The sequence below is a fragment of the Curtobacterium sp. MCLR17_045 genome (assembly GCF_003234405.1).
Lineage (GTDB): Bacteria > Actinomycetota > Actinomycetes > Actinomycetales > Microbacteriaceae > Curtobacterium > Curtobacterium flaccumfaciens.
The window spans coordinates 1-20,207 of sequence record NZ_QKTB01000016.1 but is presented as its reverse complement, the minus strand read 5'-3'; the positions used below and the strand labels follow the sequence as shown (position 1 = coordinate 20,207).

Below are 20,207 nucleotides of genomic sequence, written 5' to 3'. Positions count from 1 at the left end.
CCGGGCGGATCCTGGGTGGTCTCCGCACGATTCCCGCATGCGGGCTCCCGCAGCGTCGGCCGTCGCGTTGTTCACCCGGCGCGCGCGTCCCGTTCACGTCGTCGGCCCCGCCGGGTCACGTCACGCCCGGAGCATGGGCAGCACCATGAGCGCACGCAGCGTGGAGCGCGGCACGTCCCCCCGGACCGTCGCCGTCGTGACCGAGAGCTTCCTGCCCACCCTCAACGGCGTGACCACCAGTGTCCTGGCGGTCCTCGACCACCTGGAACGACGGGGTCACCGCGCGGTCGTGATCGCCCCGGACACCCCCGGCCTGGCGCAGTTCCGGTCGCGCAGCGCCGTCGAGCGCTACCGCTCCTTCGACGTCCACCGCATCCCCGCCGTCGCCTACCGCCAGTTCCCGGTGGCACTCCCCCACCCGGTGCTCGACACGATCCTCGCCGCCTCCGGCGCCGACGTGCTCCACGCCGCCAGCCCGTTCCTGCTGGGTGGGCGCGCGATCACGGCAGCCGGGAGGCTCGGCATCCCCTCCGTCGCCGTCTTCCAGACCGACGTGGCCGGGTTCGCCCGCCGCAACGGCCTGACCGCGACCGTCCCGTTGGTGCGGAAGATCCTCGGACGCATCCACGCCGGCGCCTCGCTGACGCTCGCCCCGTCGAGCGCGACGGCCGCGATGCTCGCAGAGGAAGGCGTGCCCCGCGTCGCCCGCTGGGGTCGCGGCGTCGACACCGAGCTGTTCCACCCCGCACGCCGGTCGACCGGGCACGTGCGGGCACTCCGACGCCGCCTGGCCCCGAACGGCGAGACCATCGTCGGGTACGTCGGACGCCTGGCCCCGGAGAAGGAGGTCGAGCGGCTAGCCGAACTCGGCGGCGTCCCCGGCATCCGGGTCGTCGTGGCCGGAGGGGGTCCGTCGCGGGCGATGCTCGAACGGCGGCTCCGGCACCTCGACGTCACCTTCACCGGCCCCCTGCGCGGCGACGCACTCGCCGACGCGTACGCGTCGCTCGACCTGTTCGTGCACACCGGTCCGGCCGAGACCTTCGGGCAGACCCTGCAAGAAGCCCACGCCTCCGGCCTGCCCGTGATCGCGCCGGCGTCCGGCGGCCCGCTCGACCTGGTCGCCCCGGGGCTCGACGGCGAGCTCTACGACGCCGATGCGCCGCAGGCCCTGCGGCACGCGGTCCTGCGGCTGCACCACGACCGCGCGCTGGCGGAGCGGATGGGTTCCGCCGGTCGGCTCCGGGTCGAGGGCACGACCTGGGAGGCCGTCGGCGACCAGCTCCTCGACCACCACGACACGGCCCGCACCATCGGCGCGCCGCCCGTCGGACGGGGCCTCCGGGCAGGTCGGGACGAGAAGGTCAGCGCCCGCGCATAGGATGGGTCGTGTTCCACACGAACACGAACGGCAAGGGCTCGCCGATCGGGCGAGCCCGTCCTATGGAAGGACGAGCTCATGGCTGAGCACACCGGCGGGGGTACGGCGACCGCGGTGCCCGACGTCTCGATCGAAGCCCCGCGGGCTTCTCGGACGCCACAGGGCACGCTCTACCGCGGTTCGATCGGGATGTGGTCGTGGGTCCTCCACCGCATCACCGGCGTCGCGATCTACTTCTTCCTGCTCGTGCACATCCTCGACACGGCGCTCGTGCGGCTCTCCCCAGAGGCGTACAACGCGGTCATCGGCACGTACAAGACCCCGATCATGAACCTCGGCGAGATCGCGCTGGTCATGGCCATCGTGTTCCACGCCTTCAACGGCCTGCGGATCATCCTGATCGACTTCTGGTCGAAGGGCCCGAAGTACCAGCGGGCCATGTTCTGGATCGTCATGGTCCTGTGGGCGGTGGCGATCGCGGGCTTCCTGCCCCGCCAGCTCATGAACCTCGTCGCGGACTTCAACTGAGGGGCACGAAGATGACCACGCAGATCGTCGAACCTCCCCGCTCGGCCGCAGCCGCCCGCAGCACCACCAACTGGGAGAAGTGGGGCTGGGTCTACATGCGCGCCTCGGGCGTGCTGCTCGTCGTGCTGATCTTCGGCCACCTCTTCGTCAACATGGTGGCCGGCGAGGGCGTCAAGCAGATCGACTTCGCCTTCGTCGCCGGCAAGTGGGCCAACCCCTTCTGGAAGGTCTGGGACTCGCTCATGCTGGTCCTCGCCCTCATCCACGGCTCGAACGGCATGCGCACGATCGTCAACGACTACGTGTCGAAGCCGGGCATCCGGAAGACGCTCCTCGTCGCGATCCTGGCCGCCTGCGTCGTGCTGATCGTCCTCGGGCTCCTCGTCTGCTGGACCTTCGACCCGTGCCCCGCCGGCGCCGCTGCCGCCGACCTGCCGTCCTTCTGCCCGGCGCAGTAGCACCACCACCGTTGCTGCCCGCGTTCCCACCGTCTACGGAAAGACCCCTGTGACCGAGACCACCGTCCACCACCACCAGTTCGACATCGTCATCATCGGCGCCGGAGGCGCGGGTATGCGAGCCGCGATCGAAGCCGGCCCGAAGGCGAAGACGGCCGTCATCTCGAAGCTCTACCCCACCCGGTCGCACACCGGTGCGGCGCAGGGCGGGATGGCCGCGGCCCTCGCGAACGTCGAAGAGGACTCGTGGGAGTGGCACACCTTCGACACGATCAAGGGCGGCGACTACCTGGTCGACCAGGACGCCGCCGAGATCCTCGCGAAAGAGGCGATCGACGCCGTCATCGACCTCGAGAACATGGGCCTGCCGTTCAACCGCACGCCCGAGGGCAAGATCGACCAGCGCCGTTTCGGTGGCCACACCCGCGACCACGGCAAGTCCCCGGTCCGCCGGGCCTGCTACGCCGCCGACCGCACCGGGCACATGATCCTGCAGACGCTGTTCCAGAACTGCGTGAAGCTCGGCGTCGAGTTCTACAACGAGTTCTACGCGCTCGACCTCATCATGGTCGACGTCGTCGGTGACGACGGTGTCACCCGCCAGCAGCCGGCCGGCGTCGTCGCGTTCGAGCTCGCGACCGGTGAACTGCACGTCTTCCACGCCAAGGCGATGATCTTCGCGACCGGCGGCTTCGGCAAGATGTACAAGACCACCTCGAACGCGCACACCCTGACCGGCGACGGCGTCGGCATCGTGTGGCGCAAGGGCCTGCCGCTCGAGGACATGGAGTTCTTCCAGTTCCACCCGACCGGGCTCGCCGGGCTCGGCATCCTGCTGACCGAGGGTGCCCGTGGCGAGGGCGCGATCCTCCGGAACGCCTCGGGCGAGCGCTTCATGGAGCGGTACGCCCCCACCATCAAGGACCTCGCACCGCGTGACATTGTCGCGCGCTGCATGGTGCAGGAAGTGGCGGAGGGTCGGGGTGCCGGACCGAACAAGGACTACGTGCTGCTCGACTGCACGCACCTGGGGGCCGAGGTCCTCGAGACGAAGCTGCCGGACATCACCGAGTTCGCCCGCACGTACCTCGGCGTCGACCCGGTCGTCGAGCCGGTGCCCGTCATGCCGACCGCGCACTACGCGATGGGCGGGATCCCGACGAACGTCAAGGCCGAGGTCCTGTACGACAACACCACCGTCGTCCCCGGCCTGTACGCCGCCGGGGAGTGCGCCTGCGTCTCCGTGCACGGCTCCAACCGCCTCGGCACCAACTCGCTGCTCGACATCAACGTCTTCGGCAAGCGCTCGGGGAACAACGCCGCCGAGTGGGTCCAGACCGCCGAGTTCCTCCCCCTGCCGGAAGACCCGGCGGCCGGCGTCCGCGGCATGCTCGACCAGCTCCGTGCCTCGACCGGCACCGAGCGCGTCTCTGCCCTCCGCAAGGAGCTGCAGGAGGAGATGGACAAGAACGCCCAGGTGTTCCGCACGGACGAGTCGCTCGCCCGCGTCACCGAGACGCTGCACACGCTCCGCAACCGCTTCATGCAGGTCTCCGTGCAGGACAAGGGCAAGCGGTTCAACACCGACCTGCTCGAGGCCGTTGAACTCGGGTTCCTGCTCGACCTGGCCGAGGTCGTCGTCTACTCCGCGCGCAACCGCAAGGAGAGCCGCGGCGGCCACATGCGCGACGACTACCCGAAGCGCGACGACGAGAACTACATGCAGCACACCATGGCGTACCTGACGGGCGACCCGCACTCGTCACTCGCCGACGACCACATCACGCTCGACTGGAAGCCCGTCGTCATCACGCGGTACCAGCCGATGGAGAGGAAGTACTGAGATGACCGACACCCTGGTCTCCGAGGCACCCCGCACCGACACCGTGCAGGACGCCCCTCCCGGATCCTTCTCCGTCACGGTCATCGTCCGTCGCTTCGACCCCGACGTCGACGACGAGCCGCGCTGGCAGGACTTCGACGTCATGATGCTGCCGACCGACCGCATCCTCGACGCCCTGCACAAGATCAAGTGGGAGCAGGACGGGTCCCTGACCTTCCGCCGCTCGTGCGCACACGGCGTCTGCGGGTCCGACGCCATGCGCATCAACGGTCGCAACCGCCTGGCGTGCAAGACCCTGATCAAGGACCTCGACGTCTCGAAGCCGATCTACGTCGAGGCGATCAAGGGCCTGCCGCTCGAGAAGGACCTCGTCGTCGACATGGAGCCCTTCTTCCAGAGCTACCGCGAGGTGCAGCCGTTCCTGCAGTCCTCGTCAGCCCCGACGCCCGGCAAGGAGCGTGTGCAGTCCGTCGCCGACCGCGCCCGCTTCGACGACACCACGAAGTGCATCCTCTGCGCCGCGTGCACGTCGTCCTGCCCGGTGTTCTGGACCGACGGGCAGTACTTCGGCCCCGCCGCGATCGTGAACGCACACCGGTTCATCTTCGACTCCCGCGACGACGCCGCGAACGTCCGCCTCGACATCCTCAACGACAAGGAAGGCGTCTGGCGCTGCCGCACGACCTTCAACTGCACCGACGCGTGCCCCCGTGGCATCCAGGTGACGAAGGCGATCTCCGAGGTCAAGCAGGCGATCATGCGCGGCCGCGCGTAGTCCCGGCTCCGTCCAAGGCCCAGCACCACGTCGACCGATAGGCTCCCGACCATGACGTTCGCGGACACCCGCCCCATCCTCGACCAGCTCGGCTACACGACCCGGTACGTGCAGCTCCCCGGCGAGACCCTGCACGAACCGCCGGTCGAGGGGGCGCTCCGCATCGTCCAGACCGACGCCTCCGGCTACGCGCTCGAGGTGGTCGACTACGGCACGGCTCGTCGTCTCGCGCAGGCCACGGGCGAGGACGACGCGGTCGAGATGCTGCGCCGCTTCCTGAACCGTCCGTTCCCGGAGCCGCGCGACATCCCTCGTCATGAGCTCGAGGGGCTCCGCGACCGCGCGGCGTCGACCTACCCGCAGCTCGCGCAGCAGGTCGCGCAGGCCGGCGAGCAGGGGCTGACCATCCAGATCCCGGCCGGTGTCCCCGTCGACCGCATCGGTGGCCCGGACGGCTACCTGCTGCACCCGCTCGACACCCCGCTGCCCAGCCGGTCACTGCCCCCGCACGTGACCTCCTCGCCGGAGACCCACCGGTACGTCGTCGACCGGCCGTTCCTGGTGAACGTCCGCTTCGTCCAGCCCTGGTTCGAGCAGCCGGGCGGCGCCCTGCGCTTCCAGATCGCCGACCCGTCGGCCACCGTGCGTGACCTGGTGGTCGACGGCGCGCTCGTCCGCCTCCGGGTCGTCTAACCCCACCGATACACGAACAGCCCGCCCCGCGCTCGATGCGCGGGGCGGGCTGTTCTCGTTCGTGGAGCTACCGCAGGTCGGGGCGGTCGTACCGCGCACCGGCCGGGTTCGACGGCAGGCAGCCGAACACGATTGCCGCGGGGCTCGCGATGAGCGACACGAGCCAGAGCGGGCCCGGCAGGTTCGCGTCGTGAAGCCGGCGCCACGCGAGTGCCAGGTTCGGCACGAGGGTGGCGAGCCACCACAGTCCGAAGAGCCCGAGCAGCACGAAGGCGAACGGCGAAGGCGCCCCCGACACGTCGCGCGAGTACCCGTAGTCGTCCACGACGGTGGTGGTCGGGCTGGTGGCGATCAGCAGGGCGATGAAGCCCCCGTAGAGCACGATCGTGACGATGGCGTTGGCCAGGAACCAGTACCAGTACTCACTGCGACCGGCACGGCCGTCGAAGCGGGCGTACTTCTTGAAGAACCGGAGGAAGGCGTCGAGGAACCCGATGCCGTACCAAGGGGCCCACAGCGGCGGAACGCCATCCGGGCCGACCGGTATCGGCTCCGCCAGCTGCGGGTACCCACCGACGTACGGCTGGGCGTACTGCTGGTACGGCTGCTGTCCGTAGCCGGGCTGCTGTCCGTACCCAGGCTGCTGCCCGTAGCCGGGCTGCTGTCCGTAGCCCGGCTGCTGCCCGTACCCAGGCTGCTGCCCGTAACCCGGCTGCTGCCCGTAACCCGGCTGCTGCCCGTAGCCGGGCTGCGCGCCGGCCCCCGGCTGTCCCTGCTGCTGATCGCCGCCGGGCTGGCCCCACTGGGGCGTCCCGTCGTTGCTCATCGGCTCGAGACGGGGCGGTCGTACCGCGCGCCCTGCGGGTTCGAGGGCAGCAGGCCGAACACGATGCCGACGATGCCGACGAAGATCGCGATGATCCACAGCGCACCGGGGAGGTTCGCGTCGTGCAGGCGGCGCCAGCCGAGGGCGAGCGTCGGGATGATGATCGCGAGTCCCCAGAGCAGGAACAGGATGCCCGAGATGACGAAGAGCGCGGACGGCTCGGTGACGGTGGATTGGACGCTGGTCGACGTCGAGGACGACATCGACACGGTCGAGCGCTCGGAGGTCGCGAAACCGATGGCGTACAGGATGCCGAGGACGATGCCGACGATCGCGTTGGCGAGGTACCACCACCAGAACTCGCTCCGGCTGGCACGACCGCTGAACGTGGCGTACTTCTTGAAGAAGCGGCCGACGGCCTTGCCGAACGAGATCCCGTACCACGGCGCCCAGAGCGGCGGTTCACCGTTCGGTCCGGTCGGAGGCTGCTGGCCGTACTGCGGCGCGCCACCGAACTGGGCGTTCGGCTGGTTGTTCGGATCCTGCGGGTACTGGTCGCTCACGTGGTCCCCCTCGAGTGTTGGCTGATGTTCGCGTCTGAGTCAACCAGAACTCCTGAGCGGCGGTCAGAACCGGTTCCGCGCGTCACCCCTGCATCGGACGGTCGTACTGCTGCCCCTGCGGGTTCGACGACATCAGGCCGATGATCAACGAGAACAGGATGCCGATCGGCGGGATGATGAACAACAGGGCGAGCAAGCCACTGAGGTTGACGTCGTGCAGCCGTCGCACGGTCAACGCGATGAACCCGAGTGCGCAGGCCAGGCTCCAGAGACTGCCGAGTCCGTCTGAGCCGTCGTCGACGAACGGCAGCACGTCGAACCCGCTGCCGATGATGCCGGCGGCAGCCGAACCGATGAGGTACCAGAGCGCCCAGAACCAGTACTCCGACTGACTGGCCCGACCGTCGAAGCGCACGTACTTCTTCCAGAACCGCCGGAAGGCCTGGGGGAAGGGGATGCCGTACCAGGGTGCCCAGAGCGGCGGCTCGGACCTCCCACCATTCGGCCGACCCGGACCTGGCTGCCCGTACTGCCCCGGAGGCTGCTGCCCCCACGGTTGCTGTCCGTACGGGCCCTGCTGCTGGCCGTACGGGTCACGGGGCGGGTACTGGTCGCTCATCGGTCGGTTCCTTCCGGCGCGGCTGTCGGTCCACACAGAGTGTGGCACTCCCCCGAGCCGGCGAGCGTCATCCGCGGGAACGACTCCTGTCCGACGATGCTGTCAGGGCAGGAGCGCGAGCTTGCCCCCGGGGTGCCCGGACTCCAGCAGCTCCGCCGCCGCCTTCGCCTCCGCCAGCGGGAAGGTCCGCGCCACCGGGACCTCGAGCTGTCCGGCACCCGCGAGGTCGATGAGCCGCTGCCGCACCGAGTCACGGAAGGCCTTGCTCGCCGGCTGCGCGCCGCCCACCGCGGCGATCCCGTCCGATGCGGCCCGCGCCTGCGCGGCGATCGTCACGATCCGTGACCGGTCCGCGACCAACGCGAGCGAGACGTCGACGGCCTCGTCGGTGCCGACGCAGTCCAGTGCCACGTCGATGCCGGAGGGAGCGAGATCACGGACACGCGCCTCCAGGCCGTCGCCGTACGCGACCCACTCGCCACCGAAGCGTCGCACGACGTCCGCACCACGCTCCGACGCGGTGCCGATGACGCGGGTGCCGAGCAGCCGCAGCTGCTGGAGCAGGCTGACGCCGACCGCGCCCGAGGCGCCGTGCACCAGGACGGTGTCGCGCCCCTCGGCGCGGGTGACACGGAGCATGTCGGCGGCGGTCGAGCCGGCGAGGAGCAGGTTGGCGGCCTCCGGGAAGCCGAGCGAAGCGGGCTTCGCGAAGACGTCGACCGCAGGCACCGTGACCGACTCGGCCCAGCCGCCGCTGACGCGGAACGCGAGGACCTCGTCGCCGACCGCTCCCCCACCCGACGAGATCTCGGTGTCGGGGCCGACGGCGGACAGGACGCCGGCGACCTCGTACCCGACGGCGATCGGCAGGTCAGCGGGGTCGCCCTGGCGGGTGTGCTTGGTGTCGGCCGGGTTCATGCCGGCGGCGCGGACGTCGATCGTGACCTCGCCGGGGCCGGGTACCGGCACCTCCGCCTCGACGTACTCCAGGACTTCGCTGCCGCCGAACCGTGGGGCCACCCAGTGCTTCGTCATGCGGGCGACGGTACGCGTCGCGACCCCGGAACGGACGGGAGGCCCGTCACCAGCTGGTGACGGGCCTCCCGTCCGTCCGTGCGGACGTCGTCAAGCCGCCCTTGCGGACGTCATCAGGCGCGCGCGGACCGGATCCGCTCGGTGAACGCGGCGTGCAGCGGGTGCTCCGCGGTGAGACCGGTGATCTGCGTGGCGACGTCCGCGTCGGACGCGTCCGACGCCAACAGCGCCTGCAGTTCGACGCTCTGCTCGTCGTCCGCGACGTCGAAGCGGAGCGCCGCGGCCATCGCGTCGAGGAGCGCGGTCGGCTCGGTGCCGTCCTCGGCCAGCGCGGCGGCGGGCGAGACGAACCGCTCGTCGCGCGACAGCTTGCGGAGCGGCTGACGGCCGACGCGGGTCACCGTGTCGGGCAGGTGCGGGTTCTCGAACCGGCCGATGATCGCCTGCACGTACGCGCGGTGCACCTCGGGGTCGAGCTCGTGCCGGCGGATGAGCAGGTCGCTCGTCTCGGCGAGCACGGACTCGAGCTCGGAGCGCACGGCGGGGATCGCGATGGCGTCCGAGATCTTGTCGGCCCCGGCGACGAAGCCGTGGTACGCGACGGTGGCGTGCCCGGTGTTCACGGTGAAGAGCTTGCGCTCGATCGACGCGGCGAGGCCGTCGACGTAGTGCGCGCCGGGGATCTCCGGCTCGTTCCCACCGAACGGCGTGCGGTCGATGGCCCACTCGAAGTAGGTCTCCACGGTGACGTCGAGTCCGCCACCCTCGGGCTGCGCGGGCACGATGCGGTCGACGGCGGTGTTCGCGAAGACGGCCTTGGCCAGGGCGGCGTCGCGGCCGTCCTCGGGCAGGGCCGCGACGATGAACTCGCGCAGGCGGTCCGTGGCGTTGAGGGCGTTCTCGCACGCCATGACGGCGATCGGTGCGGCGTCCGCGTCACGGGCGACGAGCGCGCGGGCGACGACCGGGGCGATGAACTTCAGGACGTTCGGGCCGACGGCGCACGTGACGATCGCGGCCTTCGCGATCTCGGCGACCACGCCGTCCTCGTCCTGCGCGCTGTTCAGTGCGCGGAAGTTCGTGACCTCGTGGTCCTGGGCGCCTGCCCCGACCTCGTGCACGGTGTACGAGTCGGCTGCGGCCAGGGCGTCGATGAGCGGTGCGGCGACGTCGGCGAAGACGACCTCGTACCCGGCCTCGTGGAGCAGGAGCCCGACGAAGCCACGGCCGATGTTGCCGGCGCCGAAGTGGACGGCGGTGCTGGTGCTCACTCGTTGACCTCGCCGAGGATCGAGAGGATCGCAGCGGTGTCGGCCGCGTCGGTGAGCTTCTGGACCTCGTCCTCGTCGGAGAACACGATCGCGATCTTCGACAGGATGTCGAGGTGCTCGTTGTTCACGCCGGCGATGCCGACGACGAAGCGCACGGGGTTGCCGTCCCAGTCGATCGGGCTGGCGTAGCGGATGAACGACAGGGCAGACGACTTGATGGCGTCCTTCGCGTCGTTGGTGCCGTGCGGGATGGCGAGGAAGTTGCCCATGTAGGTGGACACGCTCTTCTCACGCTCGAGCATGGCCGGGTAGTAGTCGGCCGTGACCGCGCCCGCAGCCTCGAGGATCTCGGCCGCCTCCTTCATCGCTTCCGACTTGGTCGGCGCGGTGTCCTCGGTGTGGATGCGGATCTGGCTCTCCTGCAGGACGGGCATCGGGGGTTCTCCTTGTGTTGAGGACGAGATGGAGGGGACGGGTCAGCCCCGTCCCCTCCGATACTGCACTTCGTTACTGGTTGTGGCGTTACTGGTTCTTCAGCTGCTCGACGACCTGGTCGTACTGCGGAGCGTTCATGAAGTTGCCGACCGACACGTGCTGCGCGTTCGGGTTCTTCTGCTTCGCGCGGTCCGTCAATTCTTCCTGCGTGATGATCAGGTCCTCGTCACCGGACAGGTTCGCGATCGCCTTGTTGGAGACCGTGACCCCTTCGATGCCCGCCTTCTTGATCTTGTTGCGCAGGACGCTGGCGCCCATCGCACTCGAGCCCATGCCGGCGTCGCAGGCGAAGACCAGGTTCTGGACCTTCGTCGCCGTCGCCGTGCTCGCCGAGCCGACGCCGCCGAGGGAGGCCTCGGCCTCTTCCTCGTTGGCCGGGGAGTTGTTGCCGAGCAGGCCGGCGGTCGCCGAGTTGACGTCGCGGCCCTTGTTCGCCTGGAGCTTCGCCATGGCGGCGCTCATGTCACCGCCGTTGCCGGAGGCGAGGTCACGCTTGCGGCTGGCGAGGAGGAAGAACGACGCGACCGCGAAGGTGACGGCGGCGGAGAGGACAACCGAGAGGATGACCCCGACGAAGCTGTCCTTCGCTGTGGCACCGAGCACAGCGATGATCGAACCGGGCGACGCCGGAGCGACGAGCCCGGACTTGAAAGCCACGTTGGTGGCGACACCGGTCGCACCACCGAGGATGACGGCGATGAACATGATGGGCTTCTGCAGCACGAACGGGAAGTAGATCTCGTGGATGCCACCGAAGAACTGGATGATGATCGCGCCGGGAGCGGTCGAGCGGGCGATACCGACACCGAAGAACGTGAAGGCCAGCAGCAGACCGAGGCCCGGACCGGGGTTCGCCTCGAGCAGGAACAGGATCGACTTGCCCGACTCCTTGACCTGGTCGGCCCCGAGCTGGTCGAGCACGCCGTGGTTGATGGCGTTGTTCAGGAAGAACACCTTGGCCGGTTCGATGATGACGCTGGCGATCGGCAGGAGCGAGTGCTGCACGAGGAAGTCGACAGCTGCGCCGAGTCCGTTCGCGACGGCCTTGAAGACCGGAGCGAGGAGGAAGAAACCAGCCATCGCCAGCGCGAAACCGAGGATGCCGGCCGCGTAGTTGTTGACGAGCATCTCGAAGCCAGGCTTGATCTTGCCGTCCCAGATCCGGTCGATCTGCTTGATCAGGTAGGCACCGAGCGGACCACAGATCATCGCGCCGAGGATCATCGTGGTGGGGTTCTTCTCGCCCGCGTTGGCCCCGAGGATGACACCCATGGTCATGATCGAGCCGACGACGGCGCCGCGGGTCTCGTAGACCATGCGACCACCCTGGATGGCGATCGCGAGCGGGATCAGGTAGGTCAGGATCGGGCCGACGACGCCGACGTTGGCGATGCCGTTCGTCTCACCGAACCCGCCGAGGATGCCGACGGGCGTCCACCCGGTCTCGATGAAGAAGGCCGTGATGATGCCCCACGCGATGAAGATCGCGATGTTGGGCATGACCATGCCGGAGAGGAACGTGCCGAACTTCTGAACGGCGACGCGTGCGCCGCCCCGCGACTTCGCGGGTGCGTCGGGCGCTGCAACGGACGACGTTGTCATGTGCGGTGACTTTCTGTGTGGTGGAGCTGCTGCGTGGTGCTGGGAGGGGTGGTGCTGGGGGGTGGTGGGTCAGGCGGCGTGCACCGCGGACGCGGCAGCGGACTTCGCGGCCGCCGCCGTGCTCGCGGCGAGTGCCGCCGTCGCCATCTCGCGGGCCTGTTCGAGCGTGTAGCGACCGAGTTCGGCGCGCACGTCGGCCAGGGCCGCGGGGGTCATGGAGAGGGTCGTGGCGCCGAGACCGACCAGGACGACGGCGAGCAGCGGGTCGGCTGCTGCCTCGCCGCAGATACCGACGGCCTTGCCGGCGGTGGCGCCGGCGGTGCCGAGCTGCGCGACGAGGCGCAGGACGGCGGGGTGCCACGGGTCCTGGTAGGACGCGACGGTGCCGAGCATGCGGTCGGCGGCCATCGTGTACTGGGTCAGGTCGTTCGTGCCGATCGACACGAAGTCGGCGTTCTGGAACACCTGCTCGGCCATCAGCGCGAGCGACGGCACCTCGGCCATGACACCCGCGGTGCGGATGCCGAGCTCGCGGGCCAGGGTGACGAAGTACTCGGTCTCCTCGGCGTCGGCGACCATCGGGGCCATGACCCACAGGTCGGCCTCGGTCGCGGCGTCGGCCTGGGCGAGCGCGGTGAGCTGGTCGCGCAGGACCTCGGGGTGGTTCCGCAGTGCACGGAGACCGCGGCGCCCGAGGGCCGGGTTCTCCTCGTCCTTGTCGGTGAGGAACGGCAGGGGCTTGTCGGCGCCGGCGTCGAGCGCGCGCACGACGACCTTCTTGCCGGGGAACGCCGCGAGGAGCTGGCGGTACGACTCGGTCTGCTCGTCGACCGTGGGGGCCTTCGGCGAGTCGAGGAAGAGGAACTCGGTGCGGAAGAGCCCCACGCCCTCCGCACCGAGAGCAACGGCGCCGGCGGCGTCGGCGGGGCTGCCGAGGTTCGCGAGCAGGGGCACGACGTGACCGTCGGCGAGGGCACCGGCGGTGAGCGGTGCCGCTGCGGCGGCGAGACGGTCGGCGATGCGGCGCTCGACGTCCGCGACCAGTGCGGCGTCGGGGTCGGTGACGACCGTGCCGGCGATGGCGTCCACGACGACGGACTGACCGTCGGTCAGGTCGTCGGCACCGGTCACGCCGACGATGGCGGTGATGCCCTTGGCGCGGGCGAGGATCGCGGTGTGCGAGGTCGGGCCGCCGTCACGGGTGACGAGCGCCAGGACCTTCTCGAGGTCGAGCAGCGCGGTGTCCGCCGGGGCGAGGTCGCGGGCGACGAGGACGAAGGGGGTGTCCGACTCGGGGACGCCGGGGGCGTGCACGCCGCGGAGCTTGGCGATGATGCGCTGGGCGACGTCGTCGAGGTCGGCCGCGCGCTCCCCCATGTAGCCGCCCATGCCGACGAGCAGGTCGCGGAACTGGGCGAACGCCTCGTACACGGCACGCTCGGCGTTGGTGCCACCGTCGATGCGGGTGTGCACGTCGTCGAGGAGCGTCGGGTCCTGCGCCATCAGCGCCTGGGCCTCGAGCACGGCCTGGGCGTCGCCACCGGCGAGCTGTCCGCGCTTGTTGAGGTCGTCCGCCACGGCGGCCAGTGCGTCGTGCACGGCCTGCTTCGCGTCGTCCGCCGAGCCCACCAGGGCGTCCTTCGACGGTTCGCCGAGCGGGTCAGCCATCCGGAGCACGGGGCCGTGGGCAACGCCACGGCCGACGCCGGTGCCGAGCAGTTCGGACATTCGAGACTCCTTCATCTCACACGCGCTTGCGGTGGGGTGGATCGTTCGGTGCACACGACACGGGAAGAGACCACGCCCGTGCGGCTGATCAGCACACTACCCCGCTTCGCGTTGACAAACAAACACATCCGGGGATAAAAATGCAGAAACAGATGCCCGTTTGCGTCTGGCGGATCGAACGCACGGGACGACATCGCCGATGTCGTGCCCGAGCATGTCCGTTCCGTTCCGACCCGAGACGACGAGGTCCGATGTACGCACCAGAACGCCACCAGCGCATCGTCGAGCAGGCGCGCGCGCAGGGCCGGGTGGACGTCAAGGACCTGGCCGAGTCGCTCGCCGTCACGCCCGAGACCATCCGCCGCGACCTGACGAGCCTGGAACGCCGCGGTCTCGTCCGTCGCGCGCACGGCGGCGCGATCCCTGTCGAGCGCATCACCCTGCACCCCGGCGTCGGGGACCGCGGCGGCATCAACCAGACCGAGAAGATGGTCATCGCCGAGGCCGCCCTGGCGGAACTGCCCGAGAACGGCTCGATCATGATCGACGCCGGCACCTCGACCATCTGCCTGGCCGAGCTGCTGCCGACCGACCGCGGGCTGACCGTCGTCACGCACTCGCTCCCCGTCGCGACCGCCGTCGCGAACCGCCCGGGCATCGACCTGCACCTGCTCGGCGGCAACATCCGCAGCGACTCCCTGGCCGGCGTCGGCACCTGGACGCACCAGCTCATCGGCATGGTCAGCGTCGACGTCGCCTTCATCAGCATCAACGGCATCACGCCGGAGCGAGGCCTGACGACCCACAACATGGCCGAGGCCGCCGTGAAGAGCGCGATGATCAAGTCCGCACGACGGAGCATCCTGCTCGCCGACCACACCAAGTTCGGCCGCGAGGAGTTCGGTCGCGTCGCCCCGCTCGCCGCGATCGACACGATCATCACCGACCCCGCCGTCAACCTCGACCTGGTCCGCGAGGTCGAGGCCGCCGGCACCGAGGTCTTCTGGCCCGGCCGACCCTGACCGTGCCCCGTCCCCGCCCACCCAGTGCTCGCTAGCATGAGCCAACCACCCATCGACAGGAGTACATCGATGTCCGAAGCCACCCGCACCGTGACCGTCGCCAGCGCATCCGGCCTGCACGCTCGCCCCGCATCCCTCTTCGTCCAGACCGTGACGGCGTCGGGGCACCAGGTCACGATCGCCAAGGGCGACAAGTCCGGGAACGCCGGCAGCATCCTCGCCCTGCTCGGGCTCGGTATCGAGAACGGCGACGAGGTCACCCTCACCGTCTCGGGCGACGACGCCGAGACCACCGCGGACAGCCTGGTCGAGTTCCTGAAGACGGACCACGACGCGGCCTGATCGCGCAGGTCGCGTCCTGCACGCGACCACCAGACGGACGGGAGGCACGGTGCCAGCTGGCACCGTGCCTCCCGTCCGTCGTCCGGTCGCCGCTACGGCGCGATGGGCGGGATCGCGCGCAGCTCGCCCCAGGCGAAGGAGCTCTCGGCGATGAAGTCCTGCAGGTCGTCGGCGAGGTCCTGGAGGAGTCCGGGCAGGTCGTCGACGTCCTCGACGAGGCTCCTCGTCCCCTGGGTCTCGCCCCCGATCTCCCAGACGACGCTCATCGAGCCGTCGATGAGTTCGTCCTCCTCGTGGTCGAGTTCCCAGTCCCCGTGCGGGCTCACCCAGAAGCGGGCGGAGCGGAACTCGTCCGGACGGAGCATCTGCGCTGCCACGGGTCGGAACGCAGCGAGCAGCTCGCCGACGGTCATCACGACGGTCATGGGCAGATCGTACGACCGAGGGCTGTCGGCACCCGCCGATAAGGTGTTCTGCATGACACGCCTGCGCCTCGCATCCGTCAACGTGAACGGCGTCCGCGCCGCCTTCCGCAAGGGCATGGGCGACTGGCTCGCCACCCGCGACGTCGACGTGCTGGCCCTGCAGGAGGTGCGCGCGTCGAGCGACGACCTGGCGGCGCTGCTCGGCGACGAGTGGGACATCGTGCACGACCCGGCGACCGCGAAGGGCCGGGCCGGCGTCGCGATCGCATCCCGACACTCCGCCCAGATCCACCGCGTCGCGCTCGGCCCGGACGACTTCGACTCGGCCGGCCGCTGGCTCGAGGCCGACTACGAGATCGGCGGGACGACCGTCACCGTCGTCTCCACCTACGTACACTCGGGCGAGGTCGACACCCCGAAGCAGGACGAGAAGTGGAAGTTCCTCGACGCCATGACCGAGCGGCTGCCGGCACTCCGGGCGCACAACCCGCTCGCCGTCGTCGTCGGTGACCTGAACGTCGGGCACGACGAGCGCGACATCAAGAACTGGAAGGGCAACGTCAAGCGAGCCGGCTTCCTGCCGCGCGAGCGCGCCTACTTCTCGCGGTTCTTCGGCGCCGACGGCGAACCGGTCGAGGGCGCCGACGGCTCCACGGGCCCCGGCCTCGGATGGGTCGACGTGGGTCGTGCCCAGGCCGGCGACGTCGACGGCCCGTACACGTGGTGGTCGTGGCGCGGGCAGGCCTTCGACAACGACACCGGCTGGCGCATCGACTACCAGATGGCGACGCCCGACCTGGCCGCCAAGGTCACGGAGTACACGGTCGACCGCGCCGCGGCCTACGACCAGCGATGGTCCGACCACGCCCCCGTGGTCGTCGACTACGAACTCTGACCCCTCTTCTCTCGCTTCACCTGACGCACCGGAGCACCACCATGACCAAGACCCGCATCTTCTCGGGCATCCAGCCGTCCGCCGGATCGCTGCACCTCGGCAACTACGTCGGGGCGCTCATGCAGTGGAGGACCCTGCTCGACGACTACGACGCCATCTACTGCGTCGTCGACATGCATGCCATCACCTCGCCGCAGGACCCGGCCGAGCTCCGCGCGAACACCCGGGCCACCGCTGCGCAGTACATCGCGTCGGGCATCGACCCGTCCAAGGCGACGCTGTTCGTGCAGTCGCACGTCCCCGCGCACGCCGAGCTCGCCTGGGTGCTGAACACCCTGACCGGCTTCGGCGAGGCGAGCCGGATGACCCAGTTCAAGGACAAGTCGGCACGCCAGGGTGCCGAGGCTGCGTCGGTCGGGCTCTTCACCTACCCGATCCTGATGGCCGCGGACATCCTGCTCTACGACACCAAGGTCGTGCCGGTCGGGGACGACCAGCGCCAGCACGTGGAGCTCACGCGCGACCTGGCCGGACGCTTCAACTCGCGGTTCGGTGACACCTTCGTCACGCCCGAGGCACGCATCCTGACCGAGACCGCGCGCATCTACGACCTGCAGGACCCGACCAGCAAGATGAGCAAGTCCGCAGCGTCGGACAACGGCCTCATCCGCCTGCTCGACGACCCGAAGCGCACCGCGAAGAAGATCAAGTCGGCCGTCACCGACGCCGAGCGCGAGATCCGGGCCGACCGCCAGACGAAGCCCGGTGTGACGAACCTGCTGTCGATCCTGTCGGCGTTCACCGGCACCTCGATCGCCGCGCTCGAAGAGTCGTTCGCCGGCAAGGGCTACGGCGACCTGAAGGGCGAGGTCGCCGACGCCGTCGTGGCCGAGCTCGAACCGGTCCGCGCCCGCACGCTCGAACTGCTCGACGACCCGGCGGAGCTCGACCGGCTGCTCGCCGTCGGCGCCGACCGCGCCGAGTCGATCGCGCAGGAGACCCTGGCCCGCGTCTACGACCGCATCGGGTTCGTCCCGCGGTCGCGCGGCTGACCGTGCAGCCCGTCACGCTCGAGTCGGCGCGGGTCCGGCTCGACCTGCCCACCCGCACCGACACCGCGGCGATCACCGAGGCCTGCCAGGACCCGGAGATCGTCCGGTGGACGACGGTGCCGACGCCGTACCGCGAGCAGGATGCCCGGACCTTCGTCGACGCCCTGGTCGGACCGGGGTGGGCATCGGACCGCGAGTACACGTGGGCGATCCGACCGGCCGGTTCGACGTGGCTCGCGGGCATCATCAGCTACCGCACCGCCGGCCGTGATCTCGGGTTCTGGCTCGCACCGTCCGCGCGCGGTGCCGGACTCATGCACGACGCCGTCCGGCTCGTGGTCGACTGGGCGTTCGAGCAGGACGCGCCGGACGTCTACTGGGAGTGCTACGAGGGCAACGCAGCGTCGGCAGCGGTCGCCCGTGCGGCCGGGTTCTCGTTCACGGGCCTCGGCGCAGCACGGGTGCCGGACCGGGACGGCGGCCCGACCGCGGCGTGGACAGCACTGCGACGCGCCGACGGCACCCCAGCCTCCGCGCTCCCCTGGCCCGTCGCCTGAACGCGCTCACAACCGTGGTGACGTGTCACCCAACCACCGCCGGTAGGCTCGGCCCGTGAGCGACACGGCACGACCCACCGAGGTCCGGGCGATGCGCCGCGGGCTCGAACTCGCGGACCTCGGGCCCGTCGTCGGCGACCACGCCCGCGTCGGCGCCGTGATCCTCTCCCCCACCGGCGAGGTCCTCGCCGAGGGATGGCACAAGGGCGCCGGCACCCCGCACGCCGAGGTCGACGCGATGGCCAAGGTCGACCCGGCACTGCTGCGCGGCGCGACGGCGGTCGTCACCCTCGAACCCTGCAACCACGTCGGCCGCACGGGGCCGTGCGCCGTGGCCCTGCTCGACGCCGGGATCGCCCGGGTCGTGTACGCGATCGACGACCCCGGAGCCGACGTGCACGGCGGCGCCGACCGTCTCCGTGCCGCCGGGGTCCAGGTCGTCTCCGGCGTCCTGGCCGACCAGGCCGAGGCGTTCCTCGAACGCTGGCTGCTCTCGGTCCGTCTCGGCCGACCGTGGGTCACCGTGAAGTGGGCGTCCAGCCTGGACGGGCGCGCCGCCGCTGCCGACGGCACGAGCAAGTGGATCACCGGCGCCGCCGCGCGCCAGCACGTGCACGAACAGCGCGCCGCCCACGACGCGATCCTCGTCGGCACCGGCACCGTCCTGGCCGACGACCCGAGCCTGACCGCGCGCGGGGATGCCGGCGAACTGCTCGCCGACCAGCCCCTCGCCGTGGTGCTCGGCGACCGCCCGGTACCGGCCGACGCCGCGGTCCGTCGGCACCCGCGGGGGCTCGTCACCCTGCCCGGACACGACCTGGCCACCTCGCTCGGTGCCCTGCGCGGGCACGGGGTGCACTCGGTGTTCGTCGAGGGTGGCCCCACGGTCGCCTCGGCGCTCATCGCCGCCGGACTCGTCGACGAGTACCTGGTGTACATCGCCCCGGTGCTGCTCGGCGGCCCCCGGGTCGCCCTCGACGACCTGGGGGTGGGAAGCATCTCCGACCGTCGGCGGTTGGACGTACTATCGACCACCAGCCTCGGCCCCGACCTGCTGGTCCGAGCCCGACCGCAGCATCCGCAGCACCAGAACCAGCACCAGCACGACCGCCAGCAGCAGCACGACGCGACACCCGGGCTCGGGAACGACGGGCCCACGAACGACCGGAGCACCCCATGACCGATGCGCTGACCTCCCCCACGCCGGGGAGCCCGGTCAAGTTCGAGGTGTCGACGAACGTGCCGACCACCCACGGCACCTTCCAGATGCGCGCCTACCGCGACCTCGTGACGAGCGCGGAGCACGTCGCGATCATCGGCACCCTGCCGGACGGCTCGATGCCCACCGACGGCGCACTCGTCCGGGTGCACTCCGAGTGCCTGACCGGTGAGGCCTTCGGCTCGCTGAAGTGCGAGTGCGGCCCCCAGCTCGACGCCGCGCTCGACACGATCGCGGCCGAGGGCGGCGTGGTCATCTACCTGCGCGGGCAGGAGGGCCGCGGCATCGGCCTCATCAACAAGCTCAAGGCCTACCGCCTGCAGGAGGACGGTCTCGACACCCTCGACGCCAACCTCGCGCTCGGCCTGCCCGCCGACTCCCGTGCCTACGGCGGCGCCGCGGGCATCCTCGCCGACCTCGGCATCACCCGGGTCCGGCTGCTGTCGAACAACCCCGAGAAGCGCCGCCAGCTCGAGGAGCACGGCATCACCGTCGACTCCCTCGTGCCGCTCGTCGTCGGCATCTCGGCGCAGAACGCCGGGTACCTCGACACCAAGCGCGACCGGATGGGCCACCAGCTGCCCGAGCACCTCGAAGCGGGTGCCGGCGCGGGCGCCTGAGCACGAACGGGCGACGGACGCTGCGGCCAGCTGACTCTGGGCTGATTCGCAGGCAGACGACATCTGTCGTATGATCGGGCTTCCGTCACAAGCGGTCCCCCCTCAACCGAACGCACCCGATCGGTGCCCGCGCCACCCCGCGCGAACCGATCGGTGTCCGCCGTTTCGGATCCTCGTGCTCTCCGCCGGGAGCACGCAGCACGGAAGACCCCGCCCTGTCATGACCGCCGCCCCGGCACCCGCAACCCCTGTCTCTTA

21 protein-coding genes and 1 pseudogene are annotated in these 20,207 nt (G+C 70.3%); 13 read left to right on the top strand and 9 right to left on the bottom strand.

Going from position 1 to position 20,207, the window contains the following annotated elements; all coding sequences use genetic code 11:
* Positions 1 to 145 precede the first annotated feature (145 nt).
* The 6 genes from DEJ05_RS11265 to DEJ05_RS11240 all read left to right on the top strand — a co-directional run bounded on the left by DEJ05_RS11265 (position 146) and on the right by DEJ05_RS11240 (position 5,678).
* Positions 146 to 1,381, top strand: coding sequence for a glycosyltransferase family 1 protein (locus DEJ05_RS11265; protein WP_228513213.1), 1,236 nt, complete (start codon positions 146 to 148; stop codon positions 1,379 to 1,381).
* 78 nt (positions 1,382 to 1,459) lie between these two features.
* Positions 1,460 to 1,909 carry a succinate dehydrogenase, cytochrome b556 subunit gene (gene sdhC, locus DEJ05_RS11260; protein WP_017888739.1) on the top strand — a complete coding sequence of 150 codons (450 nt, stop codon included), beginning with the start codon at positions 1,460 to 1,462 and terminating at the stop codon, positions 1,907 to 1,909.
* A gap of 11 nt (positions 1,910 to 1,920) precedes the next feature.
* Positions 1,921 to 2,367: a succinate dehydrogenase, hydrophobic membrane anchor protein gene (sdhD, locus tag DEJ05_RS11255; protein ID WP_111029440.1), complete on the top strand. Its 447-nt coding sequence runs from the start codon at positions 1,921 to 1,923 to the stop codon at positions 2,365 to 2,367.
* A 49-nt stretch (positions 2,368 to 2,416) separates the two neighbouring features.
* Positions 2,417 to 4,210: a succinate dehydrogenase flavoprotein subunit gene (sdhA, locus tag DEJ05_RS11250; RefSeq protein WP_027466445.1), complete on the top strand. Its 1,794-nt coding sequence runs from the start codon at positions 2,417 to 2,419 to the stop codon at positions 4,208 to 4,210.
* Between the two features lies 1 nt (position 4,211).
* A complete protein-coding gene (locus DEJ05_RS11245; protein ID WP_017888736.1) occupies positions 4,212 to 4,985 on the top strand; it encodes a succinate dehydrogenase iron-sulfur subunit in 774 nt (257 codons plus the stop codon).
* A 51-nt stretch (positions 4,986 to 5,036) separates the two neighbouring features.
* Positions 5,037 to 5,678, top strand: a complete 642-nt coding sequence (locus tag DEJ05_RS11240; protein WP_071244287.1) for a TNT domain-containing protein — start codon at positions 5,037 to 5,039, stop codon at positions 5,676 to 5,678.
* A 67-nt stretch (positions 5,679 to 5,745) separates the two neighbouring features.
* Here DEJ05_RS11240 and DEJ05_RS18400 read toward each other — a convergent pair whose 3' ends face one another.
* From DEJ05_RS18400 to ptsP, 8 genes are all read right to left on the bottom strand, one after another.
* Positions 5,746 to 6,504 carry a DUF805 domain-containing protein gene (locus tag DEJ05_RS18400; protein ID WP_181433027.1) on the bottom strand — a complete coding sequence of 253 codons (759 nt, stop codon included), beginning with the start codon at positions 6,502 to 6,504 and terminating at the stop codon, positions 5,746 to 5,748.
* Positions 6,501 to 7,067: a DUF805 domain-containing protein gene (locus DEJ05_RS11230; protein ID WP_111095367.1), complete on the bottom strand. Its 567-nt coding sequence runs from the start codon at positions 7,065 to 7,067 to the stop codon at positions 6,501 to 6,503. The genes DEJ05_RS18400 and DEJ05_RS11230 overlap by 4 nt, the downstream gene beginning before the upstream one ends.
* 82 nt (positions 7,068 to 7,149) lie before the next feature.
* Complete coding sequence (locus DEJ05_RS11225) at positions 7,150 to 7,686, bottom strand: DUF805 domain-containing protein (RefSeq protein WP_111110441.1); 537 nt, start codon at positions 7,684 to 7,686, stop codon at positions 7,150 to 7,152.
* A gap of 102 nt (positions 7,687 to 7,788) precedes the next feature.
* Positions 7,789 to 8,721, bottom strand: a complete 933-nt coding sequence (locus DEJ05_RS11220) for an NADP-dependent oxidoreductase (RefSeq protein ID WP_111093357.1) — start codon at positions 8,719 to 8,721, stop codon at positions 7,789 to 7,791.
* A 113-nt stretch (positions 8,722 to 8,834) separates the two neighbouring features.
* Entirely contained in the window at positions 8,835 to 9,992 is a 1,158-nt protein-coding gene (locus tag DEJ05_RS11215; RefSeq protein ID WP_111110440.1) for a mannitol-1-phosphate 5-dehydrogenase, read from the bottom strand.
* Positions 9,989 to 10,426: a PTS sugar transporter subunit IIA gene (locus tag DEJ05_RS11210; RefSeq protein ID WP_071244331.1), complete on the bottom strand. Its 438-nt coding sequence runs from the start codon at positions 10,424 to 10,426 to the stop codon at positions 9,989 to 9,991. Before DEJ05_RS11210 ends, DEJ05_RS11215 begins: the two co-directional genes overlap by 4 nt.
* An 88-nt stretch (positions 10,427 to 10,514) precedes the next feature.
* Positions 10,515 to 12,089, bottom strand: a complete 1,575-nt coding sequence (locus DEJ05_RS11205; protein WP_111110439.1) for a PTS mannitol transporter subunit IICB — start codon at positions 12,087 to 12,089, stop codon at positions 10,515 to 10,517.
* A 69-nt stretch (positions 12,090 to 12,158) separates the two neighbouring features.
* Complete coding sequence (gene ptsP / locus DEJ05_RS11200) at positions 12,159 to 13,817, bottom strand: phosphoenolpyruvate--protein phosphotransferase (RefSeq protein ID WP_111031946.1); 1,659 nt, start codon at positions 13,815 to 13,817, stop codon at positions 12,159 to 12,161.
* A gap of 251 nt (positions 13,818 to 14,068) precedes the next feature.
* On the opposite strand from ptsP, the gene DEJ05_RS11195 reads away from it, so the two are divergent.
* Positions 14,069 to 14,839, top strand: coding sequence for a DeoR/GlpR family DNA-binding transcription regulator (locus tag DEJ05_RS11195; RefSeq protein ID WP_071406394.1), 771 nt, complete (start codon positions 14,069 to 14,071; stop codon positions 14,837 to 14,839).
* Positions 14,840 to 14,908: 69 nt separating this feature from the next.
* The gene (locus tag DEJ05_RS11190; RefSeq protein ID WP_022905912.1) at positions 14,909 to 15,181 is read left to right on the top strand and encodes an HPr family phosphocarrier protein; all 273 of its coding nucleotides are present in this window, start codon (positions 14,909 to 14,911) and stop codon (positions 15,179 to 15,181) included.
* A gap of 92 nt (positions 15,182 to 15,273) precedes the next feature.
* Here DEJ05_RS11190 and DEJ05_RS11185 read toward each other — a convergent pair whose 3' ends face one another.
* Positions 15,274 to 15,606 carry a hypothetical protein gene (locus tag DEJ05_RS11185; protein WP_111054456.1) on the bottom strand — a complete coding sequence of 111 codons (333 nt, stop codon included), beginning with the start codon at positions 15,604 to 15,606 and terminating at the stop codon, positions 15,274 to 15,276.
* Between the two features lie 52 nt (positions 15,607 to 15,658).
* On the opposite strand from DEJ05_RS11185, the gene DEJ05_RS11180 reads away from it, so the two are divergent.
* The 5 genes and pseudogenes from DEJ05_RS11180 to ribA form a co-directional block, all read left to right on the top strand.
* Positions 15,659 to 16,501, top strand: coding sequence for an exodeoxyribonuclease III (locus DEJ05_RS11180; protein WP_071406392.1), 843 nt, complete (start codon positions 15,659 to 15,661; stop codon positions 16,499 to 16,501).
* 41 nt (positions 16,502 to 16,542) lie between these two features.
* Positions 16,543 to 17,553, top strand: a complete 1,011-nt coding sequence (gene trpS / locus DEJ05_RS11175) for a tryptophan--tRNA ligase (RefSeq protein ID WP_111029433.1) — start codon at positions 16,543 to 16,545, stop codon at positions 17,551 to 17,553.
* 2 nt (positions 17,554 to 17,555) lie between these two features.
* Complete coding sequence (locus DEJ05_RS11170) at positions 17,556 to 18,110, top strand: GNAT family N-acetyltransferase (protein ID WP_181440709.1); 555 nt, start codon at positions 17,556 to 17,558, stop codon at positions 18,108 to 18,110.
* Between the two features lie 91 nt (positions 18,111 to 18,201).
* Positions 18,202 to 19,290 (top strand): bifunctional diaminohydroxyphosphoribosylaminopyrimidine deaminase/5-amino-6-(5-phosphoribosylamino)uracil reductase RibD, encoded by a 1,089-nt coding sequence (ribD, locus tag DEJ05_RS11165; RefSeq protein ID WP_258376140.1) that lies wholly within the window; start codon positions 18,202 to 18,204, stop codon positions 19,288 to 19,290.
* Positions 19,291 to 19,319: 29 nt separating this feature from the next.
* Positions 19,320 to 19,949 (top strand): annotated as a pseudogene (ribA, locus tag DEJ05_RS11160) (GTP cyclohydrolase II); the annotation flags it as partial.
* Positions 19,950 to 20,207: the final 258 nt, after the last annotated feature.

Coding starts and splice junctions, on each gene's coding strand:
- DEJ05_RS11265 (WP_228513213.1), top strand. CDS start 146: ATGAGCGCACGCAGCGTGGAGCGCGGCACGTCCCCCCGGACCGTCGCC.
- sdhC (WP_017888739.1), top strand. CDS start 1,460: ATGGCTGAGCACACCGGCGGGGGTACGGCGACCGCGGTGCCCGACGTC.
- sdhD (WP_111029440.1), top strand. CDS start 1,921: ATGACCACGCAGATCGTCGAACCTCCCCGCTCGGCCGCAGCCGCCCGC.
- DEJ05_RS11245 (WP_017888736.1), top strand. CDS start 4,212: ATGACCGACACCCTGGTCTCCGAGGCACCCCGCACCGACACCGTGCAG.
- DEJ05_RS11240 (WP_071244287.1), top strand. CDS start 5,037: ATGACGTTCGCGGACACCCGCCCCATCCTCGACCAGCTCGGCTACACG.
- DEJ05_RS18400 (WP_181433027.1), bottom strand. CDS start 6,504: ATGAGCAACGACGGGACGCCCCAGTGGGGCCAGCCCGGCGGCGATCAG.
- DEJ05_RS11225 (WP_111110441.1), bottom strand. CDS start 7,686: ATGAGCGACCAGTACCCGCCCCGTGACCCGTACGGCCAGCAGCAGGGC.
- DEJ05_RS11220 (WP_111093357.1), bottom strand. CDS start 8,721: ATGACGAAGCACTGGGTGGCCCCACGGTTCGGCGGCAGCGAAGTCCTG.
- DEJ05_RS11210 (WP_071244331.1), bottom strand. CDS start 10,426: ATGCCCGTCCTGCAGGAGAGCCAGATCCGCATCCACACCGAGGACACC.
- DEJ05_RS11205 (WP_111110439.1), bottom strand. CDS start 12,089: ATGACAACGTCGTCCGTTGCAGCGCCCGACGCACCCGCGAAGTCGCGG.
- ptsP (WP_111031946.1), bottom strand. CDS start 13,817: ATGTCCGAACTGCTCGGCACCGGCGTCGGCCGTGGCGTTGCCCACGGC.
- DEJ05_RS11195 (WP_071406394.1), top strand. CDS start 14,069: ATGTACGCACCAGAACGCCACCAGCGCATCGTCGAGCAGGCGCGCGCG.
- DEJ05_RS11190 (WP_022905912.1), top strand. CDS start 14,909: ATGTCCGAAGCCACCCGCACCGTGACCGTCGCCAGCGCATCCGGCCTG.
- DEJ05_RS11185 (WP_111054456.1), bottom strand. CDS start 15,606: ATGACCGTCGTGATGACCGTCGGCGAGCTGCTCGCTGCGTTCCGACCC.
- DEJ05_RS11180 (WP_071406392.1), top strand. CDS start 15,659: ATGACACGCCTGCGCCTCGCATCCGTCAACGTGAACGGCGTCCGCGCC.
- trpS (WP_111029433.1), top strand. CDS start 16,543: ATGACCAAGACCCGCATCTTCTCGGGCATCCAGCCGTCCGCCGGATCG.
- ribD (WP_258376140.1), top strand. CDS start 18,202: ATGCGCCGCGGGCTCGAACTCGCGGACCTCGGGCCCGTCGTCGGCGAC.